The organism is Bradyrhizobium sp. LMG 9283 (genome assembly GCF_045571415.1).
In the GTDB taxonomy this organism is placed as follows: domain Bacteria; phylum Pseudomonadota; class Alphaproteobacteria; order Rhizobiales; family Xanthobacteraceae; genus Bradyrhizobium.
Genome location: NZ_CP120691.1, coordinates 2,960,850 through 2,981,218, shown reverse-complemented (window position 1 = coordinate 2,981,218; position 20,369 = coordinate 2,960,850). Strand labels below are relative to the sequence as shown.

General features: G+C 59.3%; 16 protein-coding genes and 4 pseudogenes. 9 read left to right on the top strand and 11 right to left on the bottom strand.

Annotation, left to right across the window (positions count from 1 at the left end):
* Positions 1–90: 90 nt before the first annotated feature.
* The 4 genes from P6U29_RS13815 to P6U29_RS13800 all read right to left on the bottom strand — a co-directional run bounded on the left by P6U29_RS13815 (position 91) and on the right by P6U29_RS13800 (position 6,150).
* Complete coding sequence (locus P6U29_RS13815; RefSeq protein ID WP_407118085.1) at positions 91–2,868, bottom strand: Ig-like domain-containing protein; 2,778 nt, start codon at positions 2,866–2,868, stop codon at positions 91–93.
* Between the two features lie 357 nt (positions 2,869–3,225).
* Entirely contained in the window at positions 3,226–4,071 is an 846-nt protein-coding gene (locus P6U29_RS13810; protein WP_407118084.1) for a hypothetical protein, read from the bottom strand.
* Between the two features lie 448 nt (positions 4,072–4,519).
* Positions 4,520–5,155 (bottom strand): class I SAM-dependent methyltransferase, encoded by a 636-nt coding sequence (locus P6U29_RS13805; RefSeq protein ID WP_407118083.1) that lies wholly within the window; start codon positions 5,153–5,155, stop codon positions 4,520–4,522.
* 53 nt (positions 5,156–5,208) lie between these two features.
* Positions 5,209–6,150 (bottom strand): glycosyltransferase family 2 protein, encoded by a 942-nt coding sequence (locus P6U29_RS13800; protein ID WP_407118082.1) that lies wholly within the window; start codon positions 6,148–6,150, stop codon positions 5,209–5,211.
* Positions 6,151–6,263: 113 nt separating this feature from the next.
* On the opposite strand from P6U29_RS13800, the gene P6U29_RS13795 reads away from it, so the two are divergent.
* The 5 genes and pseudogenes from P6U29_RS13795 to P6U29_RS13775 all read left to right on the top strand — a co-directional run.
* The gene (locus P6U29_RS13795; protein WP_407118081.1) at positions 6,264–7,541 is read left to right on the top strand and encodes a glycosyltransferase family 4 protein; all 1,278 of its coding nucleotides are present in this window, start codon (positions 6,264–6,266) and stop codon (positions 7,539–7,541) included.
* A 263-nt stretch (positions 7,542–7,804) separates the two neighbouring features.
* Entirely contained in the window at positions 7,805–9,106 is a 1,302-nt protein-coding gene (locus P6U29_RS13790) for a glycosyltransferase family 4 protein (RefSeq protein ID WP_407118080.1), read from the top strand.
* Positions 9,107–9,117: 11 nt separating this feature from the next.
* Positions 9,118–10,446 (top strand): hypothetical protein, encoded by a 1,329-nt coding sequence (locus P6U29_RS13785; protein ID WP_407118079.1) that lies wholly within the window; start codon positions 9,118–9,120, stop codon positions 10,444–10,446.
* Between the two features lie 289 nt (positions 10,447–10,735).
* Positions 10,736–11,574 (top strand): annotated as a pseudogene (locus tag P6U29_RS13780) (IS3 family transposase); the annotation flags it as partial.
* Positions 11,575–11,730: 156 nt separating this feature from the next.
* Positions 11,731–11,892, top strand: a pseudogene (locus P6U29_RS13775) (transposase); the annotation flags it as partial.
* An 89-nt stretch (positions 11,893–11,981) separates the two neighbouring features.
* Here the strand turns inward: P6U29_RS13775 and tnpC (P6U29_RS13770) are convergent.
* From tnpC (P6U29_RS13770) to tnpA (P6U29_RS13760), 3 genes and pseudogenes are all read right to left on the bottom strand, one after another.
* Positions 11,982–13,433: pseudogene (tnpC, locus tag P6U29_RS13770) on the bottom strand (IS66 family transposase); the annotation flags it as partial.
* 45 nt (positions 13,434–13,478) lie between these two features.
* Positions 13,479–13,826, bottom strand: a complete 348-nt coding sequence (tnpB, locus tag P6U29_RS13765) for an IS66 family insertion sequence element accessory protein TnpB (RefSeq protein ID WP_407118078.1) — start codon at positions 13,824–13,826, stop codon at positions 13,479–13,481.
* Positions 13,823–14,200, bottom strand: coding sequence for an IS66-like element accessory protein TnpA (tnpA, locus tag P6U29_RS13760; RefSeq protein ID WP_407118077.1), 378 nt, complete (start codon positions 14,198–14,200; stop codon positions 13,823–13,825). The genes tnpB (P6U29_RS13765) and tnpA (P6U29_RS13760) overlap by 4 nt, the downstream gene beginning before the upstream one ends.
* 182 nt (positions 14,201–14,382) lie before the next feature.
* Here tnpA (P6U29_RS13760) and P6U29_RS13755 point away from each other — a divergent pair, with 182 nt between their 5' ends.
* Both P6U29_RS13755 and P6U29_RS13750 read left to right on the top strand, forming a co-directional pair.
* Positions 14,383–15,483: a transposase DNA-binding-containing protein gene (locus P6U29_RS13755; RefSeq protein WP_407118076.1), complete on the top strand. Its 1,101-nt coding sequence runs from the start codon at positions 14,383–14,385 to the stop codon at positions 15,481–15,483.
* A complete protein-coding gene (locus P6U29_RS13750; RefSeq protein ID WP_407118075.1) occupies positions 15,413–15,826 on the top strand; it encodes a hypothetical protein in 414 nt (137 codons plus the stop codon). Before P6U29_RS13755 ends, P6U29_RS13750 begins: the two co-directional genes overlap by 71 nt.
* Here the strand turns inward: P6U29_RS13750 and P6U29_RS13745 are convergent.
* The 4 genes from P6U29_RS13745 to tnpA (P6U29_RS13730) all read right to left on the bottom strand — a co-directional run bounded on the left by P6U29_RS13745 (position 15,801) and on the right by tnpA (P6U29_RS13730) (position 18,497).
* Complete coding sequence (locus P6U29_RS13745; RefSeq protein ID WP_407118074.1) at positions 15,801–15,926, bottom strand: hypothetical protein; 126 nt, start codon at positions 15,924–15,926, stop codon at positions 15,801–15,803. The genes P6U29_RS13750 and P6U29_RS13745 overlap by 26 nt on opposite strands.
* Positions 15,927–16,076: 150 nt before the next feature.
* Positions 16,077–17,725, bottom strand: a protein-coding gene (tnpC, locus tag P6U29_RS13740; RefSeq protein WP_407118073.1) for an IS66 family transposase whose coding sequence is annotated in 2 segments (ribosomal slippage) — positions 16,077–17,041 and positions 17,041–17,725 — 1,650 coding nt in all. Because the reading frame shifts where the segments join, the coding sequence is not laid out codon by codon here.
* Positions 17,726–17,769: 44 nt separating this feature from the next.
* Entirely contained in the window at positions 17,770–18,117 is a 348-nt protein-coding gene (gene tnpB / locus P6U29_RS13735; protein ID WP_407118072.1) for an IS66 family insertion sequence element accessory protein TnpB, read from the bottom strand.
* Positions 18,114–18,497 (bottom strand): IS66-like element accessory protein TnpA, encoded by a 384-nt coding sequence (gene tnpA, locus P6U29_RS13730; RefSeq protein ID WP_407118071.1) that lies wholly within the window; start codon positions 18,495–18,497, stop codon positions 18,114–18,116. Before tnpA (P6U29_RS13730) ends, tnpB (P6U29_RS13735) begins: the two co-directional genes overlap by 4 nt.
* 74 nt (positions 18,498–18,571) lie before the next feature.
* On the opposite strand from tnpA (P6U29_RS13730), the pseudogene P6U29_RS13725 reads away from it, so the two are divergent.
* Both P6U29_RS13725 and P6U29_RS13720 read left to right on the top strand, forming a co-directional pair.
* A pseudogene (locus P6U29_RS13725) lies at positions 18,572–18,868 on the top strand (transposase); the annotation flags it as partial.
* Between the two features lie 89 nt (positions 18,869–18,957).
* Positions 18,958–19,998: an IS110 family transposase gene (locus P6U29_RS13720; protein WP_407118070.1), complete on the top strand. Its 1,041-nt coding sequence runs from the start codon at positions 18,958–18,960 to the stop codon at positions 19,996–19,998.
* Positions 19,999–20,369 lie beyond the last annotated feature (371 nt).

Genomic DNA, 20,369 nt, shown 5'->3' with positions numbered 1-20,369 from the left:
CTGCCCTTTAGTCATGCCTTTATCGGGGGATCCCCCAAGAGATCCCCCGAGGCAGTTGTTGAGTACTAGTCCGTGTGGTTGCCCTGTCTCCTACGCGAAGTGGAAGTCGTGGCTGGTCAACGCGCCGAGCTTGGCGTTCTTCAGCGTAAGCGTATCGCTCCCCGTCGCGATCACGACGTCGGTGCCCGATTGGGTCGCGTGGGAGAGAACGCTCGCAAAACTGTCGAACACACTTTTGCTGAACTCGATCGTGTCGTGCGCAGGACCGCGCGCAACGAAGCCCTTGATGACGTCGTTGCCGAAATTCGCGCCAAACACGAAAGTGTCGGCCTGGCTGCTGCCAACGAAGGTGTCATCGCCAGAAGTGCTCGTCAGGGTCGTGTTGCCCGGCGAAGCGACGAACGTACTGCCGGCAATAGCAGCAGTGCTATTGGTTGCAGTGGACGACGTAGCTACGCTGGAAGTACCGATCTGCCCGTCACTGTTCAGATCCTGATGGAAGCTGGTCTCCAGCGTCTTGAGGCCAGAGTCCGTACCCGACACCGAGCCCCCCTCCGTGGAGCCGGTCAGGGAGCTGACGTGAGAGACGTAGTTACCGTCATTATCGGTGTTCCACGCCGTGTACTGACCGGTGCTCGTCTCCTTCCAGGCAACTTGATAGCCCGTCGCCGTCTTCTCCGCACCAATGGGAGTCCAGGTGCCGTCGGAGCCGTCCACGAAATCCACGCCGTTATCCTTCAGCGTGGGGCCGGTGCCGGTGCTGCCATTGAGGTAGTATTTGCCACCACTCTCAACGAGACTTGTCACACCAGCCGATTCGATGACCTTGCCAGTCGTCGGCGTTGGCGACGTCGGTGTGGTTGCAGTGGAAGTACCGATCTGCCCGTCACCGTTCAGATCCTGATGGAAGGTCGTCTCGAGCGACTTGAGGCCAGAGTCCGTACCCGACACCGAGCCACCCCACGTGGAGCCGGTCAGGCTGTCGACATGGGACACGTAGTTGCCGTTGTTGTCGGTGTTCCACGCCGTGTACTGACCGGTGCTCGCCTCCTTCCAGACAACCTCATAGCCCGTCGCGGTCTTCTCCGCACCAATCGGTGCCCAGGTGCCATCCGACCCGTTCACAAACTCCACACCGTTATCCTTCAGCGTGGGGCCCGATCCGGTGCTGCCGTTGAGGTAATATTTGCCGCCGCTCTCAACGAGAGTTGTCGCGCCAGCTGACTCGACGACCGTGCCGGCAGTCGGCGACGACGGTGACGTCGGCGAGGTCGGTGTGGCTGGCGCGGAGGTGCCGGTGATGCTGGCCGTGAACGCGGTGGACGCCGCGCCGGTGTTCCCTGCTGCGTCCGTTGCCGTCGCGGTAAGGCTGTGCGAACCGGCCGCAAGGGCGCTGGTTGTATAGCTCCACCCGCCAGTGCTGTTGGCCGTCGCGGTCCCGATCTGGGTCGTGCCGTCGAACACCTTCACGACGCTGCTCGCTTCGGCACTGCCCGACATCACCACCTGATTGGCGGTGTTCACCGTATGGCTGGCAATGGTCGGCGCAGTCGGCGCCTTGGTATCGATGGCGATTGCCAACGCAGATGACGCCGCGCTGGTCTGGCCCGACGAGTTGGTCGCCGTTGCGGTCAGCGTATGCTTGGCGTCGGTCAGGACCTTTGTAATGTAATCCCAGGCGCCACTCGAGTCCGCAGTGGTCGAACCGATCTGGTTCGCACTGTCGTAAAACTTGACCGTGCTGCCGGCAGCAGCGGTGCCCTTGAGCTCGATCGTATTGTCGTTGGTGATATTGTCGCCCACGGTGCCGCTATCGGTCGAGAACGACGCGATCACGGGTGCGGCGGGTGAAGTAGCACCGGTCGACCCAGAACCAGACGAGGCGCCGCCCGAGGAACCATCAGTCCCAGCCGGCAATATAGTCGGTGAAAACGTTGGTGTCGATTCGGTATTATTCGAATTCACCATCTGACCGGTTCGCATATCCATATTCTTGGAGAACGACCAGCCGCTCGGCGCGGAGTAGAACGCGCCCCACGCTGCCTGCAGGTCGAAGAAATTGTCGTGCACGCTGCCCTTAAGAGCTGAACTATTGTCGTTATAGGAGTTGGCATGAAGCATATACGACATCGCGTCGCCAGCGCTGCCTCCCGTTGCGATCATCGTGTTATATGCCATCACGGCATCCTGGATCACGCCGCCCTGCGTATTGCTGTAGAATTGAAAGCCCTCGCCGCCGGAAACCTGCGGTGTCTGGTAGGTGGTGTTGAACTCGACGTCCACCGAGCTCGCCGTGCCGCCGCCGAATTGCAGAAAATTCAGATGATAACCCTCGTGGAGCGAACCTTGTTCGATCAGATTATATTTGTAGTCGACGGAAAAACTCGGGCTTCCATTGGCCTGAGTAAATTCGACGATGTGCCCCGGAAAATTCTTGAACCAGTTATATTCCAGCGTCACCTCGCCCGAGCCCGAGTACCGAATGTACGATAGGTTGTTGCCGATCGAGCTGCCGTCAAACGTATTATGTATCACCGTGAGATTGGACGCCGACGTGCCGCCGTATATCAGGTAAGCTCCCTGGTTCGTCCCCACCGAGAAATTGCTATTGGATATCGTCGTATTCGCAGCACTGGTCGCCACCTGATATCCGCCGTGAAGCGCGAAGTCGTATCCATCCAGCGTGACATTGTCACCCGTGATGCTGATAGTCCTGCTCGCATTATCAACCGAAACGCCGGCCATCGAGATCGTTGCCGGATCCTTTAATGGCGTAGAATTCGGTCCAACCGCATAGTCAACTCCCGCGACCTGCCAGGTGGGACGTACTGCATACCCGTCAAGCAGGTTGGGATGCTGTGCTGCCATTCTCGTACTCTCCTTATCCAATTGCGATCCATTTGCTGACATGACGCTCTTCGGGTTGCCCGAACGGAATGGCGTCACCAACAAGCGGGCGCAGCTAGAACGGCCAGCGCGGGCTTTTTTGAGGCCACATGGCGGCTCACTCCGGGTGTTTCTCTAGCGAGCCTGCCAAACTTTCTCGTCCGCGCGCAGCTCAGACAATTAGTTTTCCTCAGTTATTTAATTTGGACTATTCAGAGGATAACGATTTTCTCGATCTAATCTTTCACGTGCGACTGCGTCCGAATGGAGCCCCGTCGATATACGGGGAATCGCAAGCGACCGGTGCCAGCAGTGCGAGGACGGCGTCGCATGGCCCAATCAGCGTAGCGGTGGCTGCTGCTCTCTTTGTCGCACCACCGGTAAAAGCTTGTTCTTGGAGTTGATGATCTTGCCGGTTCGCATATCCATATTCTTGGAGAACGACCAGCCGCTCGGCGCGGAGTAGAACGCGCCCCACGCTGCCTGCAGGTCGAAGAAATTGTCGTGCACGCTGCCCTTAGGCGCTGAACTATTGTCGTTATAGGAGTTGGCATGAAGCATATACGACATCGCGGAGCCAGCGTTGCCTCCCGTTGCGATCATCGTGTTATATGCCATCACGGCATCCTGGATCACGCCGCCCTGCGTATTGCTGTAGAATTGAAAGCCCTCGCCGCCGGAAACCTGCGGTGTCTGGTAGGTGGTGTTGAACTCGACGTCCACCGAGCTCGCCGTGCCGCCGCCGAATTGCAGAAAATTCAGATGATAACCCTCGTGGAGCGAACCTTGTTCGATCAGATTATATTTGTAGTCGACGGAAAAACTCGGGCTTCCATTGGCCTGAGTAAATTCGACGATGTGCCCCGGAAAATTCTTGAACCAGTTATATTCCAGCGTCACCTCGCCCGAGCCCGAGTACCGAATGTACGATAGGTTGTTGCCGATCGAGCTGCCGTCAAACGTATTATGTATCACCGTGAGATTGGACGCCGACGTGCCGCCGTATATCAGGTAAGCTCCCTGGTTCGTCCCCACCGAGAAATTGCTATTGGATATCGTCGTGTTCGCAGCCATGATCGCCACCTGATATCCGCCGTGAAGCGCGAAGTCGTATCCATCCAGCGTGACGTTGTCGCCCGTAATGCGGATAGTCCTGCTCGCATTATCAACCGAAACGCCGGCCATCGAGATGGTTGCCGGATCCTTTGATGGCGTAGAATTCGGTCCAACCGCATAGTCAACCCCCGCGACCTTACAGGGAGATCTTATCGCATAGCGCGTCAACAACTCTGGATGCTGCGGCGCCGAGCTCGCAGCGCCCGTCCGACCATCGGCCGCACAGCCGTCGGCAACACTTCCCACGTCTTCGGTTCGGAGAAAAACGCCACTTTGGTTCGGACTAGTGGAAGCCAACACGCTTGACGAGTCGAGGCAAACGGGCACGCTTAGCATAGCCAGCCAGGTAGCCCGCCATGGTGAACAACTGCTCATCGATTTGAAACTCGACTATTTGCGATCGCCTAATCACACCTGCTGACAACTTCGAAAGGATCACATCGGCGGCATTTGCAACATGATCAGGCGATTCTGGCTCGGCATATCCCAGATTAAGGGCACCGTCATTCGTATCAAATCAGTTTCGATCAAAGACCGCGATCATAGCTTGAGAAAACCGAGGAATCATCGAACTAATTTTTGAATTGATGAACAGCTTAATTCTCTTCGATCTCGAACCATGGCCTTGCGCATACTGCATGTCGCTGTAGATGATCTGCCTCAATCGAAATCCATGGCGGCAAACCAGTTGCTCCAGGGTTTGCGGCGTAAAGTAAAATGTATGCTCTGGATTGCAGGGTGGTTCGTTTGTGGCGCGGGCGACTACACGTACGAGCTTCGCCAAGGAATATGTGTTCGGGGTAGCAACGATGAGTTGGCCACCCTCCACCAGATTTTCGTGGCTACATCGGATAAACAATCCGGGGTTTGAAAGATGTTCAATCAAATCACCCGCGAAAACGACCTGATACTTTTCAGGTGTAACGAATGTCTCGGCATTTCCAAACACAATGTCATGCCCATCAAGTCGAGCGATTTCAATCTCTTTTTCGAGGATGTCGAAACCCTTTATACTTGCAGCATATTGCGCAAGCACGGCAAAGTTCCAGGTTTTGAAAGCCGTTCTGCCTTTGTAAGAATGGCCGATGCTGCCGGCATCAAGAACGGTCTTCCCTTCAATAAAGGGAATAAGCTTGTTGTAAAACGATGACATCGGTCAGACCTCGACACCCCGCTGAGATTGGTGGCTAAGAAAACGTGGACGACCTACGAAATTAAATGCCTTCTGTAATTTAGCATGTCTATTAAGCCCGCCCAGTGATTCTCAAGGAGCCGGTCGTCCTCCCCGCCGGGCCAGACCATTCTCTTTGTCACCAAAAGGGGCAGCCGGAGCAAATAGAACAACGTCAGCATAATTACGCCTGCAATTGCCCGTGATCTTGACCAATGTTTGAACATGTACCGCACAAAAGACCTATTCGAAACCCGAGCGCGATTCGATCCCAACTTGGGGGCGCTACCTCCTCCCAAGTGAATAATCTCGGCCTCCGGTGTAAATCGGTTTTTCCAGCCTTTGGCGACAAACCTGAGGCACCAGTCAGTCTCTTCGGCATACATGAAGAAACGTTCGTCCAGCGGCCCCACCTGATCGATGGCGTCTCGCCGAACCAGCATGTAACATCCAGTGACAACATCCACCTCACGGACATCGTTTCGAGCCCACCATGTCATCCGTTCGCGGCCGAAGAATCTGCTGCGCGGGAAAAGTTGATACAGATAGGTCGCGTGCAAAAACCAATTCAGAAGTGACGGAAACATAAAGCAAGTGGATTGCAAGCTGCGGTCCTGGTTTAGGACGCGGCATCCAATGACTGCAGTATCAAGGTAGCGGTCGGCGAAGGCGATCGTCTTTTCAATTGCTCGGTCCAATACGATGGTATCGCTATTTAACAGCAAGACGTACCGCCCTTGCGCAACCGCAAGAGCTTGATTGTTCGCCGCCGCAAATCCTCGATTCTCGCTGTTTACTATGAGCTTGACGTCGGGAAACTCTCTCCGGACCATTTCGCATGAACCATCCGTCGACGCATTATCCACAACGATGACTTCGAACCTTACGCGCGAACTCATCTCGATAGCAACTGACCCCAGGCACTGCGCGAGCAGGCAGCGCGTATTCCAGTTGACAATTATAATTGATACGTCCACATTTAACTCCAGCTTTATTTAATTAATTTTATTCTGCTGAATTAGATATCAATATTTTCCGCCTGAGTGAAGGATAAAATGCGGACTGTAAACCCATAGCGGATGAGCCGTAGATGGCGCTAAACCTTCTTCTGATAGCTCCCACCTGTGATGGCCAGGACGTCGGCGAGGCATGGGTGGCCTACCAATGGGTGCGCCGCCTTGCCGAGCGGCATCGGGTCACGCTCTTGACCTACTACAAGCGCGGCGCAAGTCCCACATCCACACAACTTAGCGGCTTGCGAATAATTGAGTGGCCCGAGCCTCCGCTGTTAGGACGGGCCGAACGTCTCAACAGCATGCTAAAGCCAGGCTACCTCTTCTTTTATTGGAGGGCACGAAAATGGATTCGCCAAGCTTTAGCACGCGGAGAGCGTTTCGATCTCGCGCACCAGCCCCTTCCGGTTGCAATGCGATATCCTTCTCCTTTGGTCGGGTTCAGCATTCCGTATATTGTGGGACCTGTCGGAGGCAGCCTCGATTCGCCGGCGGCGTTCCGGCAGCAGGAACGCGCTACCGCCTGGTATGTGCGGTTGCGGCAGCTAGATCGGTTGCGCTTGCGTTTCGATCCATGGCTTCGAATGACCTTTGATCGAGCGTCCTGCGTTATCGGCATCGCTCCTTATGTCCGGGACGTTCTTAGTGAGCGATCGCTCCATTGCTTTGAAATCATGAGTGAAACGGGCCTCGAGAAGCTTCCGGATCCTATAGATCGGTCGACCAGGCGTGGTCCGGTGAAGCTTCTCTTTGTCGGCCGCCTCATCAGAACCAAAGGGGCGCGGGATGTCATTGAGGCAATGAGCAAACTGCACGATCTAGAACTCGTGCTTGATATTGTAGGCGACGGCCCCGACCGCGCGGCATGCGAGCAGTTGGCAAGGCGGCTTCACTTAACGGATCGGGTATTCTTTCACGGGCGGAAAACCCGCGACGCCGTTGACGGCTTCTATGCGAGAGCCGACATCTTTGTCTTTCCGAGTTATCGGGAACCGGGGGGCAACGTGATATTCGAAGCCATGGGTTATGGCCTACCGCTGATCGTTTGTGATCGGGGCGGCCCCGGAGCCGCTACCGACGATAGTTGCGCGATCCGCCTGCATGCTGTGGCGCCAGAACAGTACGCGCATGATATCGCCTCTGCCATAGGGCGCCTGGCGAGTGACCGCAATCTCAGACTGTCTCTCGGCGAGCAAGCCCGTAGTCGCGTGTCCAAGATTGGGCTGTGGGACCGCAAGCTGGACCAGTTGGACGCAATTTACAACAGCGTGCTTCGGCAGCGCCTTAGGGACTCAAAGATAGAGTTCGCGCATTCCAACGAGGATCGGCGGGCATGGAACACCCCCAACAATTAAACAAGGCGGCTGTTTACTACATTTAAAATTATTTTCTGGACGCTTCTCGCTTTAAATATTAAAATTGTTTGGCGGTTGAAGGAACTTACCGGGCCTTGCTGCGGAGCCGGGATCGTCCGCCACGAGCCTCGAGGAATAAGATTAGGATCGATACAGTGGAGGAGCCTCTCAAGGTTGATACGTCTCGCATCGTACAACTTGCGCTTCTTGCACAGCGCTATCGAGGGCCCGCCCCTCGCATACTACGAAATGCGGGCCGCTACTTGCTGTCGCAGCTTCGCAAGGAGCAACGTTTAATTGAGGATTGGTCCTCGCCCTTGATCACGCGCGAGTATGCGCACGGGCCACTTCCGCCGTTCGAGCACGCCGCAGAGCTGGTCCGAAATGGAGAGTGCGCGCCTACAGCCCCCAAGCTCCAGCAGAGATGTTTGATTTCCACCAGCGTCTTGGATACAGGCGGTATTGATGAATTCGTCGCTTTTCTTTCCCGACGACTGCCGAGCCATGGCATAGCTACGACCATCATGCTCACGGACCCTGCCGCCCGGAGAGGACTACTCCTGAGGAGTGTGCGCGAGGAGGGAATTCAGGTAATCCAAGAGTCTGTCGAAAACAGTCGCCGATGGCTGACCGACAATCGTCCTGACGTCATCAGTGCGCACGCACCTCCTGACTGGTTGATCGAGGCAGCGCATGACGCGCGAATACCTGTGGTCGAAACGCTCCACGCGGTACCAACCCCGATCGGAACGAATTGGCAGGCCGAAGCCCGGAGGAGTCAATGCATTCGGTTCTTTGTCGCGGTTAGCGAGCTTGTAAGACTACAATACATGCGCGGCAATCCTGCTTTCCAGCCGGACGCCATTGTCACAATCCCGAATGGATTCAACGACAGGCAACGGCCTCCAGTGGACCGAACGGCTGCGAGACAATGGCTTGGCCTTGAAGATGAATTTCTCTTCGTCTCCCTAGGACGCCATGTTCTGCAGAAAAATGCCTATGGCCTGATCTCAGCGTTCTCCGCCGTCGCGCAAACATTTCGGCATGCGCATCTTCTTATCGCGGGAAGAATGGATGATGCGTTGTATATGCAGCAGTTGCTGCGTCTGCGCGGGCGGTCCGGGGCTTCAGATAGGATACATCTGCGCGACAGTATTTCACATCCGTCCATACTCCTGTGCGCAGCCGATTGCTTCGTGTTGAATTCATTCTTTGAAGGATGGCCGCTCGCCTCGATGGAAGCGTTATGCGCGGGTCTGCCTGTCATAATGAGCGATGTGGGCGGCGCCCGCGAACAAGTGGGGCGCGAAGGCAAGTTTGGATACATCGTTGCAAATCCTGCCGGTGATCCGGAAACGGTCACCTGGGAGACGGCAGCAAGACACCGCTTTCAGACTCAACGCAACAGGGCAGAACTTGTCTCTGCGATGAACGACATCATCGATAACCGCGAACACTGGGAGGCCGAGCGGTCGGTGATCGCTAGGGAAGCCCGCATTCGTTTCGATGTGGAGGCTTGCATCAAGCAGTATGTAAACGTTCTGGGAAAGGCCGCCGCTGCGTAGGGATCGATAACATGGCAATACCCGCTCGCCTATACGGCGTTCACGATCACGCGAAGCAACACTATCGAACACCTAATCCGATAGTTGCCTGGCTTTGCTTTGTTGGGATTCTGTTTCCAGGTGGTCTTGTCGCGTCCAGTGCCTTGGGACCGAAGCTTACAGTCGGGCGCGGCGCCCTCCTGCTGCTCCTGGTTCCGGCGCTGATCAGGCTTGGCAAGTCATATCGGCAGCTCATATTGGCTGACTACTTGATGGCCACGACGGCCATCTGGATGATCGGGGTAGCAGCCTATGTGGGCGGCACCGAAAGCATGTCGTCAGCAGGGGCGCAAGCCACAGAGCTCGCGGGAGCCTACTTCGTTGCTCGCGGTTTTTTCCTCGGTCCGGAAGCTGTGGCCGTCTTCATTCGCGCCCTAAAAGGCACCATCGCGATTGTCGTCCTGTTGGGCATCGCAGATACGCTCTCAGGACGACTATTCGTTCATGAAGCTCTGGCTCGGCTTGTCAACAGTGCTCCGCTTCTGGCCCCGGACTTCCGCATCAATCTTGTCAGGGCAGCGTCCACCTTTGATCATCCAATCCTGTTTGGTACGTTCTGTACCATCTCCGGCGTAATTCTGATGGGTTCGGAAACCACGCCTGGTAAATGGATCAAGTGGGTAGGCGTCTCCGCACTCGGATGCTTCCTCGCGCTATCCTCCGGCCCACTACTTTCATTATTAATAGCGGCGGGCGCATTCGCATACGACAGGTCTTTGAAGCAGTTTCCGTGGCGAGGAAGTCTGTTCTGGACTTCGATAGCAATTCTCGCGATCGTCCTATTCGCTGTGACCAACCGACCGATAGCCTGGATCATCACTAACCTGACGCTTGACCCCGTATCCGGGTGGTTCCGCTTGATGATCTGGGATCTCGCGCTCGCGAGGATCGACGAGCAGCCGGTCACGGGTTTCGCCTTCCTTCCTCTGAACGATTCCATCCTTGACTACACCGTCGATTCTGTCTGGCTACAGTTGGCCTTACGCTTTGGCCTTCCGATGATCGGGATGTTGATCCTCGTTAATTTCAGCACGGTCATTGGTGACCGCGGCGTTCAAGTGCGTGGAAGCTCGAACGTTGATACGGCTCGCCTGAAGTGGGGCTTCTCGGCCGCCGTCGTCATGCTGATGCTGACTGGTCTGACTGTTCACTACTGGCACTTCGTATGGATCTTCTGGGGCCTGTGCCTTGGGATTCGCGGCTCTCTGCGGGAATCTTCCCTTACTGATGACCGTTATTATGGAGCCGAGCTATTGCGGTTCCGAGATCCCATTGCGGGACTTCCGCAAGTTCAGTCATAAGAAAGTCGTGATCGGATAATGACTTAAAAGTGGTCTGCTCCGGTAGCTAGCTGACGGATTACCGTTCAACCACTCTGGCTCAGTTGTCACAACTAGCTCCAACCATCGCGAGACGAGGCTGGAGTGCCCTGAGTGAAAGGTGAAGGATCAAGAAAGCGCTTCTGGCTCCGGCCGGTCGACGTTGCTCAAAATAGAATTCCGTCACCCCTTACAATTCGTCTGCGTTGACCTTGCCCCGCCGGCTTAATCCAGTTTGAAGTTTGTTCTGGCCTACGACAAGGACCAGAGCATGAAGCGCAGCCGCTTTTCGGAAGAGCAGATCATCGGAATTTTGAAGGAGCACCAGGCCGGCGTTTCGGTCGCCGATCTGTGCCGGAAGCACGGCGTCAGCGACGCCAGCATCTACAAATGGAAAGCCAAGTTCGGCGGTATGGAGGTGTCGGAGGCTAAGCGGCTGAAGGCGCTGGAGGATGAGAACACGCGGCTGAAGCGGCTGCTGGCGGATGCCATGCTCGACAATGTCGCGCTGAAGGACTTGCTGGGAAAGAAATGGTGACGCCCGCGAGGAGGCGGAAAGCTGTCGCCCATCTCATGGATGCCCACGGGATGAGCGAACGGCGGGCGTGTAAAACCATCGGCAGCTGCCGCATGACTGTGAGATACAAGACGATCCGGACGGACGCTGGCGGCCTTCGCCAGCGCATGAAGGCGATCGCGCACGAGCGCCGCCGCTTCGGCTATCGGCGCGTGCATGTCCTGCTCAAGCGGGAGGGCTATAGGGTCAACCACAAGAAGCTGTTCCGGCTGTACCGGGAAGAGAAGCTTGCAGTGCGCCGCCGTGGCGGCCGCAAGCGCGCCATCGGGACCAGGGCGCCGATGACGGTGCCGATGGCGCCGAACGAGCGCTGGTCGCTCGACTTCGTGTCGGATCAGCTGACCTGCGGCCGCCGCTTCCGCGTCCTCACCGTGGTCGATGACTGCACCCGCGAGTGCCTGGCGCTGGTGGCCGATACCTCGCTCTCCGGCATCCGCCTGGCGCGGGAACTGGACCGGCTGATGATCGAGCGCGGCAAGCCGAAAATGGTGGTCAGCGACAACGGCAGCGAGCTAACCAGCAACGCCATCCTGGTGAGCGTCATCCAGGGACCACGCACTGAGGGCTGATCTGGTCGGCTAAGAATATCTCGCGGAATGGTTTGTCGCGAGGTCACAATGTCCAAGGATAGTCGTAAGGATAGCGATAAGGATAGGCATACGTCTATCCTTGAAGACGGCGCCGACACGCTGCAGCGCATCGAGATCATCACGGGGACGGGCCGGCGTCGGCGCTGGTCGACCGACGCGAAGGCGGCGATTGTTGCGGAGAGTTTTGCGCCGGGGGCGAGCGTGTCCGCGGTGGCGCGGCGGCACGATATCAGTCCAAGCCTGTTGTTTCTCTGGCGTCGCCAGGCAACGCAGGCGCAAGTCGCGGGGCGCGGGGACAGAGGCATGCTACCTGGCTTTGTGCCGGCCGCGATCATCGGCTGCGGGAGCAAGCCGCGTAGGCTGCCGGCGAAGGTCCAGTTGCGCCTTCCCAAGGCGATGCCGCGCAACGCTCTTTCGGCGGCGTTGTTGCTGAGGCAGATCCTGCCATCGTCGAGGAAGCGGGCAAAGTCGGCCCAGCGCCTGAGCATGGGCTTCAGGACCTCGGAGGAGCGCGAGAGGGTTTCTCGCTCGCGGAGCAGCCAGTCGTGCATGTCATCGAGCAGCGGCTTGCTTCTCCCCTGGCGCACGGCACGCCGCTCTTCGGCGCTGCGGCCGTTAATGGCGCGCTCGATCTCGAACAACGCGTCGAGGCATCTGACAGCCTCCAGTGCGATTGGGGAGACCGGTTTGCCCTTGCGACCTTCCCTGGCATTCTTCTCGATGTCGGCCAGGTCGAAGAAGCCCCGCCGCGCATGGGCGAAGCAGAATGCCGGCGTGATCGGCATCGCTTTCTTTTGCGGGTCGAACAACGGCTCGAAGCCGCTATAGCAATCGGCTTGCAGGATGCCGGCGAAGGCAGCCAGATGCTTCTGGGGATGTTCGCCTCGTCGGTCGCTTGAGGCGTAATAGACCGCCGCCGGCGGCGCAGACCCACCGTAGGGCCGGTCATCCCGCACATAGGTCCAGATCCGGCCGGTCGTGCACTTGCCCTTCGCCAGGATGCGGATGGTGGTGTCGTCGCCATGAAGGCGCTCGGCTGCGAGTACATGGCGCTCAATCAGCTGGAAGAGCGGCATGACGGCGAAGGTTCCGTGGCCGACCTGGTCGGCCAGCGTCGACAACGGCAGGTCGATCCTCTCGGCCTTAAAGCGCACCCTCTGGCGATTGAGCGGGATATGCATGCCGAACTTGTCGAACAGGATCGTCGCCAGCAATTGCGGACCGATGAAGCCGCGCGACGTGGCATGGAACGGTGCCGGTGGCTGGCTGATCTTCTCGCAATCGCGGCAGGTGAACTTTTCCCGCACCGTCTCGATCAGCTTGAACCGGCGCGGGATCTCCTCCAGCGTCTCGGTCACATCCTCGCCCAGCTTCGCCAGGCGCGATCCGCCGCAGCAGGCGCAGCTCTTCGGAGCCTCGATGACGACGCGCTCGCGCTCGATGTCGTCCGGCCAGGGCTTGCGTACCGGCCGCCTACGTGTGAAGGGGCGGACGCTCTGGGTTTTCGTCGCCGCGGCCTGAGCGGCAAGCTCATCCTCGCTCGCCGTGGTGGCGAGTTCTTCGAGCTCCAATTCCAGCTGCTCGATCAGACGCGCCGTGCGCTCGGAGCGCTGCCCGTACAGTTCGCGTTTGAGCTTCTCGATCCGCAGCTCGAGATGCGCGATCAGCGCCTCATTGGCCGACAGCTCCGCCTGCGCGCTGGCAGCCACCGCCTCGGCTCGCAGCCGCGCCTCACGCTCGGCCTGCAGCGCCGCCAGGGCGCTGACAAGATCCGATGGAAGGTCGTCCGGCTTCGATATCACGAAGCCATTGAATCAGATCGAGCAGCAGATTCAAACCCAAAACCACTATCCGACCCGCGTCGGACGCTGGGTTTCTTGAGGGTTGCGCCAATCAATCCCGGACAACAGGTAGCTCAACTGCGCCGGCGAGATCGTTACCGATTCTCCGGCAACCGATGGCCAGATGAACCTTCCCCTCTCGAGTCTCTTGGTAAAGAGGCATGCTCCTTGGCCATCGTGCCAGATCACCTTCACAAGATCGCTGCGGCGGCCGCGGAAGACAAACAGATGACCGCTGAGCGGATCTTTGCGCAGCACCTCCTGCACTTGGAGTGCCAACGACGGAAAGCCTCGGCGCATGTCCGTGTAGCCCGTCGCGAGCCACACTCGCGCGCCCGTCGGAACCGGGATCATCGGCGGACCAAAGCATCGAGAACGCGACGTAGCGCGTCTCCATCAACGTCGCCATCGACCCGGATGCGGTGCCCGGTACCAAGATCAATTTCGATGATGCCCTGGCTCTTCCGTCGACGCACCGCCGTCGTCAATGGCGCTTCGGCCACCTCCCGCCGCGGCACAGACGGCCCAATCTCGACCGGCACGAACGGCGCTATACTCGCTTCAGCGTGCTTGCAAAGCTCCTTGCGCCACCTGAACAGCTGGCTCACATGAAGCCCGGCCACGCGAGCCACCTCGGAAACATTGGCTCCGGGCTCAAGCGATGCTGCAACCAGCCGCTCCTTCTCATCCTGCGACCACCGGCGCCGCCGCTCGACCGATGTGATCACCTCCGCCCTCGAAATCGTCATAGCGCTTCTCCTAGGATTACCCCTAGGACCTGCAGCGCTTGCTTTCGTCAGACAAGGCGGCCTTTGGCGGCTTTCGATTACCCACATCTCGTGCGTAGGATTTGCATCGGTTGAATCGCCTGTGATTCTGTTTGTGACGCCGATTCGCGGAGGCGTCACAGATGAGCGGAGACACGGGAGCCGGTGCTGCAGGCTGGCATGACGACGAAGTCGTTTCGGCAGGGCTGCCGGACAAGCGATTGGCGCGCCGATTTGTCCGCCTGCTTGATCAGATGTCGGCGGCACCTGGCCAACCGGTCCCGGCCGCGTGCGGCGACTGGGCGGCGACGAAGGCGGCCTATCGCTTCTTCGATAATCCGCGCGTTACCGAGCATGGGATGCTGGCCGGCCATTTTGCCGCGACCGCCATGCGCTGCGCGGCGAGCGAAGGACCAATCCTCATTCTGCAGGATACCACCGAGTTCATCTACAGCCGTGCGCAGCCGGGTAAGATCGGCTTTACCAAGACCATCAACGCCGGACGTTACAAGGCGGGTCAGCCCAACGTGGTGACTTTGTGCGGAGTGCTGATGCATTCGAGCCTGGCCGTAACCCTCGGCGGCACGCCGCTCGGGCTGACGGCAGCGAAGTTCTGGACACGCACGAAGTTCAAGGGGACCTGGACGCTCAAGCGGCATGTGAACCCCACGCGGGTACCGATCGAGACGAAGGAAAGCTATCGCTGGCTGGAGAACCTGCGCCAGTCGATGGCGCTCGTGGGCACGCCGGAACGCTGCGTGCATGTGGCCGACCGCGAGAGCGACATCTACGAGCTCTTTTGCCTGGCGCAGGATCTCGGCACGCGCTTTCTGGTGCGAGTGCAGACCAACCGATTGGCCGGCGCGCCCGCCGACGCAGAGCCACGGGATGGAGCTCATCGGGTCTTCGCCCAGCTCTCAGCCACGCCTTGGGCGGGACGCCATTACGTCGCGATAGGACAGGATGAGACGGCGTGCGTGCACGTGAAGTTCGCCGCAATCCAAACCTTGCCGCCCATAGGCAAGCAGAAGCGATACAGTCCTCAGCTTCTCACCTACATTCACGCCCTTGAGATCGACCCGCCGGCGGGCCGTCCGCCGATCGACTGGAAGCTGGTGACCAATCTGCCGGTCGGAGATTTCACCATGGCCATCGAGAAGCTAATGGTACGCCTTGCGCTGGAAAGCAGAGGTGTTTCACAAGGTAATGAAGTCTGGCTGCCGCGCCGAAGAGACGAGGCTTGAGACCGCCGAGCGGCTGACCAAGTTCCTCGCCCTCATCGCGATGGTCAGCTGGCGCATCTTCTTCCTCACCATGTCCGCACGAGCGAAGCCCGACGCTGCGCCGGAGACAGTCCTCACCTCAACCGAAATCGCGACGCTAGATGCCATCGACGCGGCGCGGTCCAAGCCGCGCATCTTGCGCAAGACCCTCGCCACCTACTTGCTCCAGATTGCCATGCTGGGCGGCTACCTCGCGCGCAACCACGATCCGCCGCCAGGAAACATGGTGGTGTGGCGAGGCCTAACACGCCTCAATGACATCGCCTTCGGCCTCTCAATCAGAACTCGTCGACGATGTGGGTAATTGAAAGCTTTGGCGGAGGGATACTGAGGAGCTCGGGGTCGTCCTTGTGCATCCTGATGAGCTCGGTCAGGTTCTCGATGCCGAAGTCGGTGAACGCCATGACCTGGTCGTCACCTATGCCGTAAACCCAGATGAGCCATCCTCAGTGTCCATTCCGTTGGCCACGTCCCAGAGCCAGTCCTCGTCTTCGCCGAGGTCTTTTGCGACGCGAGCGATGGTGAAGACGGCGTGAACCTATTGACGTGCATGGCTACGCCGCCGGGGCGGAGGACCTCGGCGCAGGAGGCGTCCAGTTCCAGGGCAGCAACTCGCGCAGGCGGTTCTGCGGCATGTCGGCGATGCGCGCGAAGACGTCGGCAAGCCAGGCTTTCGGGTCGATGTCGTTGAGACGCGCCGTCATGAGAAGCGTGGCCATCACGGCAGCCCGCTCGGCGCCGCGATCAGAACCGGCGAACAGCCATGCCTTTCTTCCCAGAGCAAAACCGCGCAACGCTCGCTCCGCTGCATTGTTCGTCATGCAGATCCGTCCGTCGTGGACAAGGCGGGCAAAGCCCTCCCAGCGGTTGAGCAGATAGTTGATCGGCTTAATCACGTTGGACGAGCGTGAGAGCCGGGCAGATTCCGCTCGGAGCCAAGCCTCAAGGTCGGTCAGCAGTGGCGCGCTTCTCTCCCGGCGGAACTGCAGCCGCTCCTCAGCGCTCAGCCCATAGATGTCGCGCTCGATCTCGAACAATTGGTCAATCCGACGAACCGCTTCCAGCGCAATGGGCGAGATCGCGGTCGCCGATCTTCCGCGGCGAGCGTTCTGGGCGATGTCGGCAAGTTCGAAGAACGCCCTCCGTCCATGTGCCCAACAGAAGGCGGGCGTGGCCGGCAACGCCTTGCGTCCGGGATCGAAGAGAGCGTTGAACCCGCTATAGGCATCGGCCTGCAGGATGCCAGCGAAGTTCTGAAGATGCCGCGCGGGATGCTCGCCGCGCCGATCACGTGAGGCGTAGAACAGCGCCGCCGGTGGATCTCGCCCGCCGAATGGCCGATCGTCGCGAACATAGGTCCAAATCCGGCCGGTATCTGCTTTCCCTTTCGCCAGGATCGGTATCTTGGTGTCGTCACCGTGAAGCCTGTCGGCGGAGAGCACATAGGCTTCGATCAGTTCAAAGAGCGGCCTGACCGCAAAGGCTCCTGCGCCCACCTGGTCCGCCAGCGTCGAGACGACAGGTCGATCCCCTCGCATTTGAAGCGCTGGCTCTGTCGGTTCAACGGCTGATGCTGACCAAATTTGTCGTACAGGATCGTCGCCAGAAGCTGCGGTCCGATATAGCCCCGGGGTGTGGCATGGAACGGCGCCGGCGGCTGCGTGATCGCCTCGCAATCCCGACAACTGAACTTCTCCCGGACTGTGTCGATCACCTTGAACCGGCGTGGGATCTCCTCCAGCGTCGAGGTCACGCTTTCGCCGAGCTTCGACAGCCGCGTCGACCCGCAGCAGGGGCATTGCGTCGGAGCCGGCAGGATGACGCGTTCTCGCTCGATGTCGTCGGGGAAGGGCTGACGCACCGGCCGCTTGCGCTCAAACGAACGCACCGTCTGCGTCTTCTCGGCCGCCTTCTCGGCGGCCAGCTCATCCTCGGTCGCCCCCGCCTCGAGTTCCTCAAGCTCTAGCTCCAGCTGATCGAGCAGCCGCGCCGACCGCTCGGAGCGGGCGCCATATATCGTGCGTCGTAGCTTCTCGATCTCGAGCTTGAGATGGGCAATCAGCGCTTCGGTGCTCGATTGCTTCGCCTGGGCATTGGCCGCTTCAGCAAGCCTGGCTTCCGCCGCAAGCCTGGCCGCGCGCTCGGCCAGGATCATTGCATGCGCGGCGACAAGATCGGGCGGCAGGTCGGCGCTGGAGTCCATAGCGAGATGGAATCACATTCGCGGCCAAACTCAAATAACAAGTCTCAGCCCACACTGGTCGGACGCCAGGACTCCTGGGGATTGCGCCAGTCGATGCCGGACAATAGATAGCTCATCTGCGCCTGCGAGATCGACACTCCGCCGTCCGCCAGCGACGGCCAGACAAAACGACCTCTCTCGAGTTTTTTTGTAAACAGGCATGCTCCCTGGCCGTCATGCCGGATCACTTTCAATAGATCGCCTCTGCGTCCGCGGAAGCAGAACAAATGACCACTCAGCGGATCGCGGCGCAGCACCTCTTGCACCTGCAGTGACAATGAGGCGAAGCCTTTACGCATGTCGGTGTGGCCCGTCGCCAGCCACACCCGAACTCCCGTAGGAACCGGAATCATCGCGGATCCAAAACCTCGATGATCCGGCGAAGCGCCTCAACGTCAACGCCCGCATCAACAATGACCCGCCGCCTGCCGGTTAGCTCGATCTCGATCCGACGCTCCGTCGAATGTACGGTCGCGCTCTCCGATGACGCCGCCACCGACGCCGCGGGCACCGCCTCGGCCACAACTGCCCTGACAAAGCCAGCCTCGGATTTGGTCCCCGTCGCCGCGAAGGCTCTTCGCCAGGTCACCAATAGAGAACGCGACAAGCCGTACCGCCGGGCTGTCGCCGCAACCAGGCGCGGCTCGGATAGGCTCTCCAAAACAATCCGCGCCTTCTCTTCCTCAGACCAACGCCGCCGCCGGCCCGTATCAACCACTTCCAGTCGATTCAACGTACTGATCGATACGTACAGTTCTCAACCATCAGGCCAGCCCGCCGCAAGGCGTCTCTCCTCGGAGGCTTACCATGCAGAATGCCTTCATCGAGAGCTTCAACGGCCGGCTGCGGGATGAATTGCTGAACGAGACGCTGTTCACGTCACTGGCCCAGGCTCGCGTCGCACTCGGATGCTGGCGGGCCGATTACAACGATGCCCGACCCCACTCGCAGCTCGGATGGAAAACGCCCTCCGAGTTCGCCTTCACCTGTCACCCGCGCCGGGATCTGGCGCTGCGCTATGCCGAAGGCTCCGCGCCAGCTCCCGTCGCTCCCACCGCCCAACCGGGCAAATCCAACGACCGGAGCGAACTCAGGATTGGATAAAACTTGATGTGGTGGAACGGCCCGCTCCAACAGCATCAAAGTGCTAGAACGTGGTCGTTGTTCGAACGCCACAAAGGAGGGACCGTTCCGTGAAACAGGTTAGCACCATCGGGTTAGATTTGGCCAAGCACGTTTTCCAGGTTCACGGCGCGGATGCGGAGGGCTCGCCCGTGTTCAACAGGAAATTGCGGCGCAGCGAGGTTCTGCGCTTCTTCGAGAAACTGCCACCATGCCTGGTGGGGATGGAAGCCTGCGGTAGCGCCCACTATTGGGCGCGCGAGATCGCAGCTCTCGGTCATGAGGTGCGGCTCATTCCGCCGGCTTATGTCAAACCCTTCGTAAAGCGAGGCAAAACGGATGCGGCAGACGCAGAGGCCATCAGCGAAGCGGTGACCCGCAAGACCATGCGCTTCGTCCCAATCAAGACGGCCGAGCAACAGGCTGCCGCGATGGTGCTGAAGACCCGCGCCCTTCTAGTGCGGCAGCGAACGCAGGCGGCCAACGCGTTGCGCGCGCATCTGGCCGAATTGGGCATCATCGCGACCGCTGGCCTGGCAAAGGTTGAGGCGCTGGTCGCAATCGTACGGGATGAGACAGATGCTCGCCTGCCCGCAGCAGCGCGCTTCGCGCTGAGGGCTCTCGCCGACGAGATTGAAGCTTCAGCCGACCAAATCGAGAGACTCGAGCGCGCGATTGTTGTGGAGACCAAGCACGACGAGGACATGCGTCGGTTGACCACGATACCTGGCGTCGGCGCCATCACGGCGGCGACCATCAAGGCGCTCGTGCCGGATCCCGGCGGGTTCAAGTCGGCTCGCCACTTTGCCGCCTGGCTGGGATTGACGCCGCGGCCCCATTCAAGCGGAGGCAAAGAGCGACTGGGAGGAATATCGAAGATGGGAAATCCGGAACTCCGCTCTCTGCTCGTTGTCGGGGCGACGGCCGTCTTCCGGGTTGTCCGAAACGACGCTCGGGCGCGGCCGTGGCTGAAGGCGCTTCTCGCCAGACGGCCCTTCAAGGTTGCAGCGGTCGCGCAGGCCAACAAGACGGCGCGGATCATCTGGCCGCTTCTGAACAAGGGCGGGACGTACCGACGTCCCGACCCGCTGACTGCCGCGGCCGCCGTCTGATGGACGCAGTGACCGCCAAAGCGATCTGACCGGCGCAGGCCGGCAGAGGGCCAGGTGCAACAACAGCCGATGAACCCATGGGACGACATCCCGAAACGAGTGAAGCTACTGCCCCCAATGCGCTCAAACGCGTAAACTTGATTTAGCTCCTCGTTCCGCGGATCTCATCGAGGCCAGGCGGCCATGTGCCGCGCGCAAAGGCCGGACATATGACCGCACCGTTCCAATGTGTGAAATCGACTGAAAAAGCTCTTGCCACGCGGGCCGTTCCACATATGGGGGCAAGGTCAGCGTCACACTCCGTCCTCCGCAGTGCCGCATCCGCGCCCTTTCGAACGTTTGGTAGCACTCACCGTCTGCTCGAGAATTGC

Bases quoted from the DNA above. Each gene is read 5' to 3' on its own strand.
- P6U29_RS13815 (WP_407118085.1), bottom strand. From the start codon at position 2,868: ATGGCAGCACAGCATCCCAACCTGCTTGACGGGTATGCAGTACGTCCC.
- P6U29_RS13810 (WP_407118084.1), bottom strand. From the start codon at position 4,071: ATGGCCGGCGTTTCGGTTGATAATGCGAGCAGGACTATCCGCATTACG.
- P6U29_RS13805 (WP_407118083.1), bottom strand. From the start codon at position 5,155: ATGTCATCGTTTTACAACAAGCTTATTCCCTTTATTGAAGGGAAGACC.
- P6U29_RS13795 (WP_407118081.1), top strand. From the start codon at position 6,264: ATGGCGCTAAACCTTCTTCTGATAGCTCCCACCTGTGATGGCCAGGAC.
- P6U29_RS13785 (WP_407118079.1), top strand. From the start codon at position 9,118: ATGGCAATACCCGCTCGCCTATACGGCGTTCACGATCACGCGAAGCAA.
- tnpB (WP_407118078.1), bottom strand. From the start codon at position 13,826: ATGATCCCGGTTCCGACGGGCGCGCGAGTGTGGCTCGCGACGGGCTAC.
- P6U29_RS13755 (WP_407118076.1), top strand. From the start codon at position 14,383: ATGAGCGGAGACACGGGAGCCGGTGCTGCAGGCTGGCATGACGACGAA.
- P6U29_RS13745 (WP_407118074.1), bottom strand. From the start codon at position 15,926: ATGGCGTTCACCGACTTCGGCATCGAGAACCTGACCGAGCTCATCAGG.
- tnpB (WP_407118072.1), bottom strand. From the start codon at position 18,117: ATGATTCCGGTTCCTACGGGAGTTCGGGTGTGGCTGGCGACGGGCCAC.